General features: G+C 67.5%; 10 protein-coding genes. 3 read left to right on the top strand and 7 right to left on the bottom strand.

The genetic code is table 11. From position 1 onward, the window contains the following. Genes ACFCV3_RS12255 through ACFCV3_RS12270 form a run of 4 tightly spaced genes read right to left on the bottom strand, consistent with a single transcriptional unit; the run spans nucleotide 1 to nucleotide 5,789 of the window. The gene (locus tag ACFCV3_RS12255) at nucleotides 1-2,193 is read right to left on the bottom strand and encodes a carbohydrate-binding protein (protein ID WP_376029294.1); all 2,193 of its coding nucleotides are present in this window, start codon (nucleotides 2,191-2,193) and stop codon (nucleotides 1-3) included. A gap of 8 nt (nucleotides 2,194-2,201) precedes the next feature. Further along, nucleotides 2,202-3,164: a carbohydrate ABC transporter permease gene (locus ACFCV3_RS12260; protein ID WP_376029297.1), complete on the bottom strand. Its 963-nt coding sequence runs from the start codon at nucleotides 3,162-3,164 to the stop codon at nucleotides 2,202-2,204. Further along, complete coding sequence (locus tag ACFCV3_RS12265) at nucleotides 3,161-4,135, bottom strand: ABC transporter permease (RefSeq protein ID WP_376029299.1); 975 nt, start codon at nucleotides 4,133-4,135, stop codon at nucleotides 3,161-3,163. The genes ACFCV3_RS12260 and ACFCV3_RS12265 overlap by 4 nt, the downstream gene beginning before the upstream one ends. Further along, complete coding sequence (locus ACFCV3_RS12270) at nucleotides 4,119-5,789, bottom strand: ABC transporter substrate-binding protein (protein WP_376029301.1); 1,671 nt, start codon at nucleotides 5,787-5,789, stop codon at nucleotides 4,119-4,121. Before ACFCV3_RS12270 ends, ACFCV3_RS12265 begins: the two co-directional genes overlap by 17 nt. 154 nt (nucleotides 5,790-5,943) lie before the next feature. Between ACFCV3_RS12270 and ACFCV3_RS12275 the strand changes: the two genes are divergently transcribed. Then, entirely contained in the window at nucleotides 5,944-7,134 is a 1,191-nt protein-coding gene (locus ACFCV3_RS12275) for an ROK family protein (RefSeq protein WP_376029304.1), read from the top strand. Between the two features lie 169 nt (nucleotides 7,135-7,303). Continuing rightward, nucleotides 7,304-10,105, top strand: coding sequence for a glycoside hydrolase family 3 C-terminal domain-containing protein (locus ACFCV3_RS12280; protein WP_376029306.1), 2,802 nt, complete (start codon nucleotides 7,304-7,306; stop codon nucleotides 10,103-10,105). On the opposite strand, the gene yicI is transcribed toward ACFCV3_RS12280, so the two are convergent. Beyond that, nucleotides 10,098-12,320 carry an alpha-xylosidase gene (gene yicI, locus ACFCV3_RS12285; protein WP_376029308.1) on the bottom strand — a complete coding sequence of 741 codons (2,223 nt, stop codon included), beginning with the start codon at nucleotides 12,318-12,320 and terminating at the stop codon, nucleotides 10,098-10,100. The two genes, ACFCV3_RS12280 and yicI, sit on opposite strands and share 8 nt — an antisense overlap. Before the next feature lie 141 nt (nucleotides 12,321-12,461). Between yicI and ACFCV3_RS12290 the strand changes: the two genes are divergently transcribed. Continuing rightward, nucleotides 12,462-13,955 carry an alpha-N-arabinofuranosidase gene (locus ACFCV3_RS12290; RefSeq protein WP_376029311.1) on the top strand — a complete coding sequence of 498 codons (1,494 nt, stop codon included), beginning with the start codon at nucleotides 12,462-12,464 and terminating at the stop codon, nucleotides 13,953-13,955. A gap of 461 nt (nucleotides 13,956-14,416) precedes the next feature. Here ACFCV3_RS12290 and ACFCV3_RS12295 read toward each other — a convergent pair whose 3' ends face one another. After that, nucleotides 14,417-15,241, bottom strand: a complete 825-nt coding sequence (locus tag ACFCV3_RS12295; RefSeq protein WP_376029314.1) for a carbohydrate ABC transporter permease — start codon at nucleotides 15,239-15,241, stop codon at nucleotides 14,417-14,419. Further along, a complete protein-coding gene (locus ACFCV3_RS12300; protein ID WP_376029317.1) occupies nucleotides 15,238-16,119 on the bottom strand; it encodes a carbohydrate ABC transporter permease in 882 nt (293 codons plus the stop codon). Before ACFCV3_RS12300 ends, ACFCV3_RS12295 begins: the two co-directional genes overlap by 4 nt. Between the last annotated feature and the right edge of the window lie 4 nt (nucleotides 16,120-16,123).

Raw genomic sequence — 16,123 nt, forward strand, 5'->3', positions numbered from 1 at the left:
TCAACAGAGTTCTCCGTAAGGGATCCCAAGTCCGTTCGTGGACACGAACACCCGGCCGTACACCCGCGGATCACCAGTGATCGCATCATTCGTCGAGGCGTACTGATGCTTGTCGTCGTTCACCCGGATCCACGTGGTACCAACGTCGTCGGACCGGTAGATCCCCCACTGGCCGGCCACCTTCGCCGATGCGTACGCCGCCATGTGCGACGAGCCGGGTCGTGCCTTGCCGAACCCGATCGTCACCGCCTCGTCCACACTGCTCAACCGGTCGAAGGTCTGTCCGCCGTCGGCCGAGCGATACAGTCCACCGCTCCCACCCGCGAGCCAGCAATGCCCCGACCGATCCAGCACGGTCTCCAGCTTGGCCTGGGACACCACCAGACCCGTTGCCGTCGGCACGAAAGTCCGGCCACCATCGACACTGCGGTACGCCGTACCGGTGGCGGCCGCGACCGCGATGAACAGCGTCGGGTCAACACGGTCGCCGACCACGGTGACGTCGTTCGGCAGTCCCTCGACGGGCGACCAGGTGGCACCGCGGTCCCGCGAGAAGTGCGGAACCAGGTTGCCCGAGACCCACACCAGTGTGCGTGCATCGGTGCTGACGGCAACCTTCCCGGTCTGGGTGAGCCCGGCAGGCTCACCAGGGAACGGCGCCCACGTCTTGCCCGCGTCGACGGAGATCGCACCGCGCTCCCCCGCCCCGGCATTCGCCAGCCGGACGACGAAGCCCGGCGTACGAGCGGCATAGTCGAGACTCGGGGATGTACCGCTGACCGGGTTCGCCGCCTGACCGTCGGCCGGTACGACGTCCAGCCGGTCGTGCCGGTAGACGCCGATGTCGCCGAGCGCACTGATCAACGGCGGGCCCCAGGGCGGGCTGATCAGATCCAGCACCGCGGTCTCCTCGAGCCCTTGCGCCCGCACCGACCAGTGCGTACTGCGGCCACGCTCGGCGTTCGTCACGTCATCGGTGCCGAACACGGTCGCGCCGGTCACGTACATGACCTTGTTCGAGTCGAACGGATCGATCGAGATGTCGCCGATCATCCAGCCGAGCTTCGCCTTCTCCCCATGGAACGTGAGGTACGGCGCTCCGGAGACGTCCAGCTCGATGCGCTCGGCGATCGAGTGCCAGGTCGCGCCGCCGTCGACCGACCGGAACACGTCGTCGACCGGACCCCACCTGCTCATCGTCGACACCATGACGGTTCCCGGCTTCCGGGGATCGAGCGCGAGACCGGCGTACCCGAATCCCGCCTCGCCGCCGGTGTTCGGCCGCAACGGTGTGATGTCGGTCCACACCCCGGTCTTGGTGTCGAGTTTGTGCACGGAGCCGTCGTACATCTCGTACGGCCCGGGGCGGTCGCCGTAGGTGACGTAGAGGCAACCGTCGGGACCGAGTTCGCCGTGGTGCGGCATCAGGCCGGTCGGCTGAGCGGCGACCGGCTGCCAGGTCAGGCCGGCGTCATCGCTGCGGAACAGCGGCGCCGCGAGATCGGTGACTCCGGCATAGATCGTCGGCGTCGGCCGGCCACGCCGGGCACCGCGTGTGTCAAAGAAGACGAAGCCAATACCGATCCCCGCCGTACCGGTGCTCGGGAAGCTGTCCACCCGGGCCCAGGTGACGCCGCGATCCGGACTGCGCCACAGGCCCTGGTTGCGGGTCCCGAAGTAGAGCACCCGGCCGTCCATCGGATCGACCGCGAGCCGCTCGCCCATCGACCGGCCCGGCTCGTTGCCACCCAGTTTGAACGGCAGATCCGTCCGTTCGAACGTCCGGCCCTGATCGCGCGACCGCAGGATCGCCCCGTTGATCGGGGACCACTCGTTGGTGTAGGTCCCGACCGCGAGATAGAGACGCCGCGGATCCGCCGGATCCAGCGCGAGACTCTCGACCCCGGTCAGGCTCCAGTCCTCGAACCCGACCCACTCCAGCAACTGCACCCAGCGTTGGGTGCGCTGGTCGAGCCGAGCGGCACCACCGATGTCGGTGCGCAGATAGACCAGGCCGCGCTGCTTGGGGTGATGGATGATGCCGGTGACGAACCCACCGCCGACGATCTCGACGTTGCGCCAGCGATAACGCTCCCGGCGATCCGCCGCCGCGGCGGCGGGCTGCGCGGACGTGGTAGCGACGGCGGCGGCTCCGGCGCTCAGCGCCAGGAAGTTCCTTCGCTTCAGATCCATAGTTCTGATCACCCCTTGACCGCGCCGATGATGACGCCCTTGGTGAAGTGCTTCTGGATGAACGGGTAGGCCAGCAGCACCGGCAGGACCGCGATCACGACGATCGCCATCTTGATCGCCAGCGTCGGCGCGGGGGCCAGGTTCATCCCCGGCGAGGCCGCGATCCCCCCGGCACCGGACGGCAACTGCTGGGCCTGCACGATGTACGTCCGCAGCACGAGCTGCAGCGGCCACTTGTTGTTGTCGTTGAGGTAGAGCAAGGCGTTGAAGAAGGCATTCCAGTAGCTGACCGCGTAGAACAGGCCGACGACGGCCACGACCGCCTTCGACAGCGGCATCACGATCCGGGTCAGGATGCCGAACTCACCGGCACCGTCCACCCGGGCACTGTCGATCAGTTCGCCCGGGATGCCCATGAAGAACGAGCGCATCACGATCAGGTTGAAGGCCGAGATCGCCGTCGGAAGGATCAGTGAGGCGTAGCTGTCGATCAGCCCGAAGGAGCTCACGAGCAGGTAGCTGGGGATGATGCCGGGCCCGAACAGGAACGTCAGCAGCACCACGAACAGCAGCGGCCGATGCAGCAACGAGCCGGGCCGCGACAGTCCGTACGCCGCCAGGACCGTGATCGCCAGACTGAACACCGTCCCGATCACAGTGACGCCCATGCTGACCACCAAGGCTTTGGTGACCACTCCCCCGGACAGCAACTGGACGTACGCCGACAGAGTCAGCTCTCGCGGGATGACCACGAGACCGCCGGCCCGGGTGACCGCTTCGGTGCTCGACAGGCTGGTCACCACCACGACGTACAGCGGGAACGTCACCGCCAGCACGACCAGCCCGAGCACGACTCCCTTGCCGAGCCGGCCGGGGACCGAGGGCGGTTCCTCCCACGACGGGCGCTTGTTCTCCGCGGCGGCCCGGCGCCGGGCCAACCGGCCAGGGATCGTCAGGTTCTGCGTCGTCATGACTTCGAGTACACCCCCTGCTCACCCATCATGTGAGCGAATCGATTGGCGACCAGGATCAGCACGAGTCCGACGACTCCCTTGAAGAGGCCGGCGGCAGCGCCGTACCCGAAGTCGCCGACCAGCAAGCCCTGGTAGTACACGAAGGTGTCCAGCACCTCCGACACATCGGCGCCGACGGCGGCGCGCTGCAGGATGAACTGTTCGAACCCGACGGTGAGCGCGTCGCCCAGCCGCAGGATCAGCAGCAGCACGATCACCGGGCGCAAACCGGGCAACGTTATGTGCCACAGCCGCCGCCACCGGTTCGCGCCATCCGCCGCGGCTGCCTCATACAGCGCCGGGTTGATCGTGCTGAGCGCGGCGAGGAACACGATCATTCCCCAGCCCGCGTCCTTCCAGACCGCCTGCGAGGTGACCAGCAGCAGGAACGTGTCCGGGTTCGTCATCAGGTCGAACGCACCGTGCCCCTGCGTGCGCAGTGCCTGGGCGAGCAGGCCCGAGCCGCCCAGCATCTGCTGGAACAGCGAGACGACCAGCACCCAGGAGAAGAAGTGCGGCAGGTACGCGACACCCTGGATCATCGTCCGGACCCGCACCGACAGCACGCTGTTCAGCAGCAGCGCCAGGAAGATCGGGATCGGGAAGAAGAACACCAGCTGGAAGCCGGTGATCGTCAGCGTGTTCGTCAGCGCCGACCAGAACTCCGGCTCGGCGAACAGCCGCGCGAAGTTGCCGAACCCGATCCACTCGCTGCCCCGGATCCCGGCGTACGGCGAGTAGTCCTGGAACGCGATCACGTTGCCCAGCGTCGGGAAGTAGTGGAACACCCCGAGCAGTACGACCACCGGCGACACCATCAGCAGCAGCGGCCAGTCCTTGCGGAACCGCTGCCGCCAGTTGGCACCGCTCTTGCGGGGGGACGTCGCGCGCCGGGACGTCTTGCGGGGAGCCTCAGCGACCGTTGTCACTGAGCACCTTCGCATAGAAGTCGCGACCGGCGTCGCCACCCTTGGTCTGCCACTCCTTGATCGCCACCTTCAGGTCGCTCATCGGCCGGCGACCGCGGTAGATGTCCTGGATCTTGTCGTCGAACGGCTGGGCCAGCGCGGCGTACTTGGCCGGCTGCTCGACCCGGATGCCCTCGAACAGGTTCTTCTCCCGAACCTTCGCCGCCGCGTTCTGCCAGGCGCTCATCGACTCCACGTAGCCGGGGTACTCGCTCTGGCTGATGGCCAGCGGCCGGCCACCGAGGAAGAGGTAGGTGGGCGCGATCTCCTTCTGGCCCAGCGGGGTCAGCTTCGGCGCACCGGACGGCTGCCGGGTGTAGTGCTTGCCCTCGAGACCGTAGTTGTAGAGCTGGTTCTCCTCGGTACCGAACGGCGACGCGGTGTAGTTGAGCACTCCCAGCAGCTCGGCAATGCGGTCGGCGGGCAGGCCCTTCTTGACGAAGGTGAAGATGCCCGCCGGGTCACCGGCCCACACGATCGGCGTGCCACCGTCGTGCGCGAACGGCAGGACCGCCTGCATCTGGAACGACGGGTTGACGGCCTGCTGACGCTGCAGCGACTCGCCCCACGTGCCGGTCCCGTCCTGGCGGATCAGAACCTGCCCACCTTCGAACAGCGGCTTCTGGTCGGCGCTTGCGTTCGCGACAACCTCCGGGTGCACCCAGCCGTTCTGGAACGTCTTGCGGACGAAGGCCACGGCCTCCTCGAACTCCGGCGTCTCGATCTTGTTGACCAGCTTGCCGCTGGAATCCTTGCGCCACCCCGCCGGTACGCCGTACGCCCGCTGCACCTCGTCGGCGATCGAGCCGAACGCCCACTGCTTGCGCTTGGCATCGGTCAGCTGCTTGCCGAGCGCCTCGAGGTCCGCGATGTTCTTCGGCGGCTGCGCACCGACCTTGTCCAGCAGGTCCTTGCGGTAGTACAGCAGCCACGGGATCCCGTCGGACGGGAACGGGACCGCCTTGAGCTGCGAGTTCCACACCGCGTACGCCCACGCCGAGGTCGGCAGGTTCGCGAGCATCGGGTACGGCGAGACCTTGTCACCGGCCAGGTGCGGCGTCAGGTCCTCGAACAGCTTGTCCACGGCCTGGCCGAACCGGGTCAGCCCGCCGATGTTCCAGCCCGGGATGCAGAGCAGTTCCGGAATGTTGCCGGCCGCAAGCAGCGGTCCGAGCTTGTCGCCGTAGTCGATCCCGTTGACGATGTTGAACCGAACCCCGGCGCCGATCCGCTCGTTGTTGGCGGCGTAGTAGGAGTTGCTGCCCAGTCCGGGCGGGGCCGGGGCCCACAGCGGGGTCATCGCCGTGACCTCCTTGCCGCTCTTCACCGGCGCCTCGGCGACCGCGCGGGTCAGCTGGGTCGGGTACTTCGTGAACCCGGGGGCGGCGCCGTTCTCACCAGGCAGATCGGGCTTCACCCCTTCGTAGGCGGTGTACTTCGGCAGCAGCCCGGTCAGTTTGTCGGTGGCCTCGGCGCGGCCCGCGGTGGTCGAACCGCCGCCACCGCCGTCCGAGCAGGCGGTCAGCGAGGCGCCACCGGCGACGGCCGCCGTACCGGCTCCGACGAGGGCGAGAAAACTCCTGCGGTTCGGTCCGCTGCTTCCAGTTCCGGTCACGGTGAGTCCTTCCACTGGGAACGACGGACGTTCCGAGCTAGAGTTAGTTTGGCTTGACGCCAAACAAAGTAGAGGATGCGCCGGGCCGCGACAAGATGCCAGACTGAACACCTCCCATAACGAATCACGACACACGACTCCGAACGGACACACGTTGAGCACACTCACCGCCGGCTACAGCGATGTCCGGGCCACCAATCTGTCCGCAGTGCTGGGATTCCTGCGTGCCAACGCCCCTTGCTCGCGGGCCGCCATCGCCGGCGGCACCGGCCTGAACAAGGCGACCATCACCAACATCGTCGGTGACCTGATCGACCGCAGGCTGATCCGCGAGACCGAGCAGACCCAGAACCGCGTCGGCCGCCCGGCCACACTGCTCGAGCTGGACGGATCGGCGTACGCGGCGATCGGCATGGAGATCAGCGCGCGCGGTCTGACGGCGATCGCGTACGACGCCGCCGGTGGGCAGATCCTGCGCTGGCATCGCTCGGGTCCCGGTCGCGGCGCCGGCCCCGACAAGACACTGACCGCGACGAGCGCGCTCGCCCGGCGGGCGATGACCGCCGTCGAGGCCACTGGCCGGGAGATCCTCGGGCTGACGGTCGGAGTTCCCGGGCTCGTCGATCGCGAAGGCACCGTCGTACTGGCAGCTGGTCTCGGCTGGCGCGACTTCCCGCTCAAGCCCCGGCTGCTCGATGCGCTGAGCCACCCCACGTTCCCGGTGTCGGTGGACAACGACGCCAACCTGAGCGCCCTCGCCGAGTATCGCTACGGCCCGTTCGCGGGTACGAACAACCTGATCCAGATCTCCGGCGACACCGGTCTCGGGGCTGGAGTCATCGCCGACGGGCGTCCACTGCAAGGCAACCTCGGGTACGTCGGTGAGGTCGGCCATCTGCGGATCGCGCCGGACGGGCCACTCTGCGGCTGCGGACGCCGCGGCTGTCTGGAGGCCCTGGCCGGGATCCCGGCTCTGGTGCGCCGGTTGCGCGATGATTCCGAGCTCGACGATCTCCAGCTGGCAGTCGAGCAGGTCGTCGCCCAGGCCAGCGCCGGCGACAGCAAGACCGTGAAGGCGCTTCTCGAGACCGGTAGCTGGCTCGGTCAGGGCGTGGCGATGCTCACCAACGTCCTCAACCCGGGGCTGATCGTCCTCGGCGGGTACTACGCAACCCTCGGCGAGTGGCTGCTGCCCGGGGTCGAGAAGGAGCTGCAGGAGCAGGCGCTGGCACCACAGGCCGGCGGCTGCAGCGTGGTCCTCTCGACCCTCGGACACGACATCACCGCCATCGGCGCGGTGGCCCGTTCTCTGGACCAACTCGACGCCGGGCGCATCCCCGGCTGACCCCTCGGCGCGCGATCGCCGAAACATTTCGCCTCGACCGCTGCCCGGGATCTTGACCGGGTCGCCGTGGAGTGCGACCCTTCCAGAACTGTCGAAGCGCTTCGACGACGGGCCGTTGCTACTCTCAGCCCGCCGCCGGCAGCCACCGAACGCCCGGAGACGACAACCGATGACCCAGTCAGACGACCTGTTCCGCGATCCGCAGCGCCCCGTGGCCGAGCGGGTGGCGGACCTGATGGATCGGCTCGCCCCGGCCGAGAAGCTCGGACTCCTGCATCAGCACCAGGCCCCGGTCCCCCGGCTGGGTGTAGGACCGTTCCGGACCGGCACGGAAGCACTGCACGGGGTCGCCTGGCTCGGCCCCGCCACCGTCTTCCCGCAAGCCGTCGGCCTCGCGACCAGCTGGAACACCGATCTGCTGCACGCCGTCGGCGCGGCGGTCGGCTCCGAAGTGCGCGCCTTCCACGACAAGGATCCGGCCGCGGTCGGCCTGAACGTCTGGGCACCGGTCGTGAACCCGCTGCGGGATCCCCGGTGGGGCCGCAACGAAGAGGGTTACAGCGAGGATCCCTGGCTGACCGGTGAACTCGCGATCGCCTTCGGCTCCGGTTTGGCCGGTGACGGCTCCGGTCCGTTGCAGACGGCACCGACCCTGAAGCATTTCCTTGCCTACAACAACGAGACCGATCGCTGCGCGACCTCCAGCAGTATGCCCGCCCGGGTGCTGCGGGAGTACGAGCTGCCCGCCTTCGAAGCGCCGTTACGGGCCGGGGCGGCGGTCGCCGTGATGCCGTCGTACAACCTGGTCAACGGCCGGCCGGCGCACCTCACTCCGCTGATCAACGACGTACTGCGGGGCTGGTCCGATCAGGAAGTGCTGGTCGTCAGCGACGCCGGCGCCCCAGCGAATCTCTTCGGCCTGCAGGACTACTGCGCTGATGGAGCGATCGCCTACGCGGCGGCCTTGCGCGCAGGGGTGGACAGCTTCACCCAGGACGACAACGACCCGAGCAAAGTCATCGGCCTGCTCGAAGAGGCCCTGGCCCGAGGGCTGATCACGCAGCAGGACATCGATCGTGCCGCCGCCCGCGCCCTGACGTTGCGCTTCCGGCTCGGCGAATTCGATCCTGTCAGTGACACCGTTTCCGCACCGGACATCGTCGGTTGCCAAGCGCATCGAGACCTGGCCCGGGACGCGGCCCGGCAGTCCTTCGTGCTGCTCAAGAACGAGGAGCTGCTGCCGCTGCCCACCGACATCCAGCGGGTGGCTGTGCTCGGTCCGCTCGCGGACACCCTGCAGGAGGATTGGTACTCCGGCACGCTGCCGTACCAGGTGACTGCGGTGAAAGCGCTGACCGAGCGCCTCGGTCCCGACGCCGTCGAGTACTGCGAAGGTGCGGATCGGGTGCAGTTCGGCGCTGACGGTACGGCGTTGGAAGCCGCCGAGGACGGCGCGGTCGGGCTGACCAGGTCGAGCGCCGGATTCGACCTCTTCGACTGGGGCGGCGGTGTCTGCACCCTGCGTTCGGTGCGGACCGGCCGCTATCTGACCGTCACGGACGACGGCACGCTGCGGGCCGATCACCCCGGTCCCAACAGCTGGGTGGTCAACGAGACCTTCGCAGTCGTCCCGGTCGAGGACGGCAAGTGCGTGCTCCGACATCACACAACCGGTCACCACGTGACCAAGCAGGATGACGGGCGGATCACGGTCAGTGCAGCTGAGCCGACCGTGTTCGAGTTCACCAAGGTCGTCGACGGCGCCGTACTGGCCGCTGCGGCCGCAGCGCGCGCCGACGTCGCAGTGGTTGTCGTCGGCAACCATCCGCTGGTGAACGGCCGCGAGACCGAGGATCGCATCAGCCTGGAACTACCAGCCGGACAGAAACGGCTCGTCCGCGCCGTACAGGCCGGTAACGCGCGGACTGTCCTGGTGATGGCGAGCAGCTACCCATTCTCGACCGGATGGGCCGAGCGCGAGCTGCCTGCGATCGTCTGGTCGGCCCACGGTGGCCAGGAGTACGGCCACGCCCTCGCCGATGTCCTGTTCGGAGTTGCCGACGCCGCCGGCCGGCTGCCGCAGACCTGGTACCGGTCCGAGGCCGATCTGCCGGACCTCCTCGACTACGACATCATCACCAGCGACGCCACCTACCAGTACTTCCGGGGCAGTCCGCTCTACCCCTTCGGCCACGGCCTCAGCTACACGACCTTCGCGTACGGCGAACTGGAGATCGGCGCACCGACGATCGCCAAGGATGGCGAGGTCCAGGTCAGCTGCACGGTGACCAACACCGGTATCCGGCCCGGCCACGAGGTCGTCCAGCTCTACACCCATCAGCAGAACTCGCGGGTGAAGCAGCCGCTGCGCCGGCTCCGCGCGGTCCAGCATCTCGATCTCGCTCCCGGTGAGTCGGCTCGGGTCGAGCTGACCGTCCGGGCGGCCGACCTGGCGATCTGGGATGTGACTCGGGACCGGTACTGGATCGAGCCGGCCAGGCACAGCATCCTGATCGGGCGGTCGTGTACGGACATCCGGCTCAGCGCGCCGGTCGACGTACTGGGTGATCCGATCCCTGACCGCGACCTGGCCGCTGTTCCCCTGCCTGCCGCCGCGTTCGACGAGTACTGCGGTGTCGCGCTGACTGATGCCGAGCCTGACCGCGGCGACGCCGTACGGTCGGAGCACCCAGGGGCTTGGCTCGCGTTCGCGGACACCTCGTTCGGCGCCGGAGTAGCGCAGTGCCTGCTCACTGTGGCCAGTGAGCTCTCCAAGCCGGCCACGATCGAGCTACGGCTCGACGATCCGTACCACGGCGCGGTGCTGGCCACCGTCGAGGTCCAGCCGACCGGTCATCGCCACAGCTGGACTCAGCTCAGCACCGCAATCACCACCGGCTCCGGCGTCCACACGCTGTACGTCGTGTTCGCCGAAGCCGGGGTGTCCCTGCGGGAGCTGTCCTTCAGCTGATCACGGTCACGTCGAAGTGGTCGCAGTTGCCTTCAGCAACTGCGGCCACCGGCTGACCGTCCGTCAGCGTCAACTCGATGACAGCGGCCGTCTCGCCGCCGGGCCGGGGCAACCGGATCCGGCGGACATCGCCTTCGGCAGGCTGGAACCAGCGCAGCTCGACTCCGTCGGCCCAGTCGTACTCCGGCCGGTCGTCGACCGCACCTACTGGCAGGACCGCACCTTCACGGACGTAGACCGGCAGGCTCTCGAAGCCGTGCTGCTGGGTGAACCACCGACCGCCACTGAGCTGCCCACCGTCCAGCAAGCTCGTCCACCGGCCCTCCGGCAGATAGAACGTCACTGCGCCATCGGCGCTCAGTACCGGTGCGACCAGGATGTCCGGACCGAGCATGTACTGGCGATCCAGGTGGCTGACAGCAGGATCGTCCGGGAACTCCAGCGCCATCGGCCGCATCATCGGCGTACCGGTGAGGTGGGCTTGTTCCGCGACGTCTGCGAGGTACGGCATCAGTGACAGCTTGAGCTTGGTGAAGCTGCGCAGGACAGCCACTGCTTCGTCGTCGAACGCCCACGGCACGCGGTAGGAGCCCGAGCCGTGCAGCCGGGAGTGCGAGGACAGCAGACCGAAAGGCACCCAGCGCTTGAAGACCGCGGCGTCCGGTGTGCCCTCGAAGCCGCCGATGTCGTGACTCCAGTAGCCGAAGCCGGACGACGCCAGCGACAAGCCGCCGCGCAGCGACTCGGCCATCGCCTCGAACGTCGACTCGCAGTCGCCACCCCAGTGGACCGGGAACTGCTGGCCGCCGGCGGTCGCTGACCGGGCGAACAGGACGGCGTCACCGTCACCGCGGTTCTCGCGGAGCAGATCGAAGACCGCCTCGTTGTAGAGGTGCGGGTAGTAGTTGTGCATGCGCTCCGGATCGGAACCGTCGTACCAGCTGACATCGGTCGGGATCCGCTCACCGAAGTCGGTCTTGAAACAGTCGACACCCAGATCGATGAGGCTCTGCAGCTTGGACCGGTACCACGCCGTGGCCGCGGGGTTGGTGAAGTCGACGATCGCCATTCCGGCCTGCCACTTGTCCCACTGCCAGACCGAACCGTCCGGACGCTTGAGCAGGTAGCCGTGCTCGCGCCCTTCCTCGAACAGCACCGACCGCTGCGCGATGTACGGGTTGATCCAGAGACTCACGCGCAGGCCGCGTTCCTTCAGCCGCCGGACCATACCGGCTGGGTCCGGGAAGGCGATCGGATCCCAGACGAAGTCACACCAGTGGAACTGCCGCATCCAGAAGCAGTCGAAATGGAAGACGCTCAACGGAAGATCGCGTTCAGCCATCCCGTCGACGAACGACGCCACCGTCGGCTCGTTGTAGTCCGTGGTGAACGACGTCGACAGCCACAGTCCCATCGACCACGCCGGCACCCGCGCCGGGCGCCCGCTCACGCCGGTGTAGCGGCGCAGCACGTCCTTCGGCGTCGGACCTGCGAAGACGAGGTACCGCAACTCCTGTCCCTCGACACTGAACTGGTTGCGCGAGACAACCTCGGACCCGACCTCGAACGACACATGCGCCGGGGTGTCGACCAGTACGCCGTACCCCCGGCTGCTCGAGTAGAACGGGACGTTCTTGTACGCCTGCTCGCTCGACGTACCGCCGTCCGCGTTCCAGATGTCGACGACCTGGCCGTTCTTCACGAGCGGCCCGAACCGCTCACCGAGCCCGTAGATGCTCTCGCCGACTCCCAGCGAGAGCTGCTCGTGCAGGTATTGCCGGCCCTCCGAGTCGGTGATCAGCCCGACACTGCGGGCCCCCGACCCGGTCAGCTCGCCACGTCCGTCCTCGAAGCGCAGGTCCCACGGCCCGTCGAGCCGCAGTACGGCGGTCAGGTCGCCGCTGGTCAGCCGTGCAGTCGTGTCGTCCACCTCGACCTTGACCGGATGCAGGTCGTCGGTCTCCAGCGCGAAGGCCGGCCGGACCGGGACTCCCCCGGCGTGGTGCACGATCCGGACCCCGATGACGCCTTCGGCCGGCGCATCGAGGGTGATCGTGAACAACGGCTGGTTGAGGGTGTCACCGCGACGGTCGATGCGGCGGGCCGGCGCGAACGCGGTCACGGACCGCTCCCCGGCCTCCACACTCTCCACACCGGCGGGCGACAACCGGGTCACCCCGGGCCGCAACTGCCAGTAACCATCGGTGAACTTCATCTGCGGCCTTCCAGTCGATTTGTCGAAGCGCTTCGACGAATGTAGGTGCGGGCTCAACAGAGGGTCAAGAGCGAGCCGTACGGCGACGATGTTTATCGATATACTTCTGACCGCCCTGCACCACGACCGGAGGACTGACTTGTGACCACCACGCGTGCGGTTGTCGATCTGGATCTGCCCGGACCGCGGATCAGCCGGCACCTCTACGGGCACTTCGCCGAGCATCTCGGCCGCTGCATCTACGGCGGGTTCTGGGTCGGCGAGGACTCCCCGATCCCGAACATCCGCGGCATCCGCACCGACGTGGTCGAGGCGCTGCGCGCGCTGCAGATCCCGAACCTGCGCTGGCCGGGCGGCTGCTTCGCCGACGAGTACCACTGGCGCGACGGCGTCGGCCCGCGCGCCGAGCGGCCGACGATGGTCAACACCCACTGGGGCAACGTCGTCGAGGACAACAGCTTCGGCACCCACGAGTTCCTCGACCTGTGCGAACTGCTCGGCGCCGACCCCTACATCAGCGGCAATGTCGGATCGGGCTCGGTCCGCGAGATGCGCGAGTGGGTCGACTACCTGACCGGCGTCGGCGAGTCACCGATGGTGAACCTCCGCCGCGCCAACGGCCGGGACGAGCCGTGGCGGGTCCCGTTCTGGGGCATCGGCAACGAGTCGTGGGGCTGCGGCGGCAACATGCGCGCGGAGGCGTACGCCGACCTGGCGCGGCAGTACGCGACCTACTGCCGCGACCACGGCGACAACAAGCTGTACCGGATCGCCACCGGCGCGAACTCCGACGACTACGCCTGGACCGAGACGCTGATGCGCACCATCGGCGGCTGCGGCAAGGGCCCGCTCCAGGGACTCTCCCTGCACTACTACACGATCGCCAGCACCTGGGACGACAAGGGCCACGCCACCGACTTCAGCCTCGACGAGTACTACGCGACGCTGGCGAAGGCCGGCAAGATCGACGAACTGCTGCGCCGGCACTCGACCGTGATGGACATGTTCGACCCCTGCGGCAAGGTCGGCCTCGTGCTCGACGAGTGGGGCACCTGGTGGAATGTTGCCGAGGGCACCAACCCGGGCTTCCTCTACCAGCAGAACACCATCCGCGACGCACTCGTCGCCAGCCTGCACTTCGACACCTTCCACCGGCACGCAGCACGGCTGACGATGGCCAACATCGCGCAGACCGTCAACGTCCTGCAGGCGATGATCCTCACCGACCCCGACACCAACGCCCTGGTCCGCACCCCCACGTACCACGTCTTCGAGATGAACACCGGCCACCACGACGCCGACAGCCTCGCCGTCCACCTCCTCGACGCCCCCACCCGCGACGACATGTCCCTCATCTCAGCCTCGGCATCCACCAAGGGCAACACCGCCCTGATCTCCCTGTCGAACCTGGACGCCGAAGAGTCGCGCCCCATCATCCTCGACCTCCGCGGCCGCGAGGTCTCCCGCCACACCGCCCGCATCCTCTCCGCCAAAACCCCGCAAGCCCACAACACCCCCGCCAACCCCGACACAGTCGCCCCCCAGTCCTTCGAGTCCGTCACCCCCCACCCGACCGGCCTGCAGCTCGAGCTACCGCCCCACTCTTACGTCACCATCTCGGTCGCGCTCACCTGATACGGCTCCCCACTGCCGACGTCCGAAGAACCCGAAAGCGTGGTCTCCGAAACGTCGGACGTTGCGGCATGCCGGAGCGAATGCCCCCGGGGGGCGCTCGGTCGCGGCCTCGCCATCCACCCCAGCCACAGCGCACGTCACCGGCCGAGTCCTTTCGGACCTCAGCCCACTCGACCGCCAAAGGCGGCCGACAAAACAAGAGGGCGCGCCGAGCAGATGGCTAGGCCGGATGGCGAGGCCGTCTACCGCGGTTTCACGTTGTCTGGGGCTGACGGGCTGTGGCTGGGGTGCGTGAGGCTGGAGGTCTGCGCTATCCGATGGATTTTGGGGACTCGGTGACGAAAATCCATCGGATAGCGCGCGGGACAGGCTGCGAACCCGAGATCGCAGCCACCTTGAGCAGCCATCGACCGCGGTTCGGGCGCGCGGATGGTTGAACCGTGCTCAACGTCGTACCGGGGCTACTTGACGGCGCCGCCGGTGATGCCGGAGATGATGCGGCGTTGGGCTATGACGAAGACGACGAGTAGCGGAATGCTCATCAGGACGACGTAGGCGAAGATGAGGTTCCAGTTGTTCAGGTAGACGCCGGCGCTGGCGACCTGGAAGAGGTTGAGGGGCAGGGTGTCCATTCGGCCGCCGATGACGAAGAACGCGAAGAAGACGTCGTTCCAGATGTACAGGCAGATCAGGATGGTGGCGGTCGCCAGGACCGGGCGCAGCAGGGGCAGGATGATCGTGAAGAAGGTGCGGACCGGGCCGGCGCCGTCGACGCGGGCCGCCTCTTCCACCTCGGGCGGGATGGTCCGGATGAACCCGGTGATGAAGAAGATCGCGGTCGACAGGTAGATCCCGACGTACACGAGAACCATCCCGGGCAGCGTGCCTGCGAGCCGGAGTTGCCGTAGCAGCAGGACCAGGGTGATCACGGCCGGCGGGATCACGATCCCGCTGATCGCGACGGCGTACACGCCGGCCAGCCAGGGGCCGGTCCGGCGGGCCAGCACCCAGGAGGCCATCGATCCGAACAACAGCACCAGTACGGCGGCCGGTACGACGATCGAGGCGCTGCCGAGGAAGGCCCGGATCACCCGGCCCTCGGTGAATGCCCGTGCGTAGTTCTGGGCGAAGTGCCAGCCGTCGGCCGGGAGTGCCAGCGACGGGTCGAGAGCGTCGCCCTGGGACTTGGCCGAGGTCACGATGACCAGCCACAACGGGACGCCGATCACCACCGCGACCAGCAGCAGCGCCACCACGGGCTGGATCAGGCTTCGGCCGGTCCTCACAGAACACGCTCCCGGCGTCGTAGCAGGATGATCGTCGGGAACGCCATCAGCGAGATGACGAGCACGAGGACCAGACTCATCGTGGTGGCCTGGGCGAACAGTCCCTGGCCGAAGGTGCGGTAGATGAAGATGTTCAGGATCTCGGTGGTCTGCCCGGGACCGCCGCCGGTGGTGGCCTGCGCAATGTCGAAGCTGTTCATCGATCCGAGCAGCGCGGTGGCCACGTTGAACGTGACGGCCGGCGCCAGGAAGGGCACCTTCACATGCAGGAAGGCCTGCCACCGGTTCACGCCGTCGATCCGCGCCGCTTCAAGGACCTCGGGAGTGATGGTCTTCAGACCGGCCAGGTAGATCAGCATCGCCAGCCCCATCCACTTCCACGCATGGATGAGCGTCAACCACACCAGCGTTCGGTCCGGATCGTTCAACCAGGCATAGCCGACGTCCTGCCCACTGACGAACGACAGCAGCGCGTTCACCGGGCCGGTCGGTTTGAGCAGTGCCTGAAAGATGTAGCCGACGGCAAGAGCCGACATCAGCACCGGGATGAAAATCATCGTGCGGGCAAACCGATTCACCCTCGTGTCCCGTTCCAGCAACAGAGCCAGACCGAGGCCGAACAGGTTCTGGAAGACCGCGACCAGGATCGCATAGATGACGTTGACCTTCAGATCACCGAGCAGTACGCCGTTGTTCAGCACGTTGGCGAAGTTGCGGGTGCCGACGAAGTTGATGGAGCTCTTGAAACTCGACCAGTCGGTGAAGGCGTAGACCAGGTTGTAGACGCTCGGTACCAGGAAGAAGACGAGCATGATCGCCAGCGCCGGCACGAGAAACGTCAGAGGTTGTGCCGGTCGCTGAGTCTTTCCCGCGGACATCCGG

It is taken from the genome of Kribbella sp. NPDC056345, from assembly GCF_042262745.1.
Taxonomy (GTDB): domain Bacteria; phylum Actinomycetota; class Actinomycetes; order Propionibacteriales; family Kribbellaceae; genus Kribbella.

Excerpts from the sequence above, each read along its gene's own strand:
- yicI (WP_376029308.1), bottom strand. The coding sequence starts at position 12,320 with ATGAAGTTCACCGATGGTTACTGGCAGTTGCGGCCCGGGGTGACCCGG.
- ACFCV3_RS12280 (WP_376029306.1), top strand. The coding sequence starts at position 7,304 with ATGACCCAGTCAGACGACCTGTTCCGCGATCCGCAGCGCCCCGTGGCC.
- ACFCV3_RS12260 (WP_376029297.1), bottom strand. The coding sequence starts at position 3,164 with ATGACGACGCAGAACCTGACGATCCCTGGCCGGTTGGCCCGGCGCCGG.
- ACFCV3_RS12300 (WP_376029317.1), bottom strand. The coding sequence starts at position 16,119 with ATGTCCGCGGGAAAGACTCAGCGACCGGCACAACCTCTGACGTTTCTC.
- ACFCV3_RS12255 (WP_376029294.1), bottom strand. The coding sequence starts at position 2,193 with ATGGATCTGAAGCGAAGGAACTTCCTGGCGCTGAGCGCCGGAGCCGCC.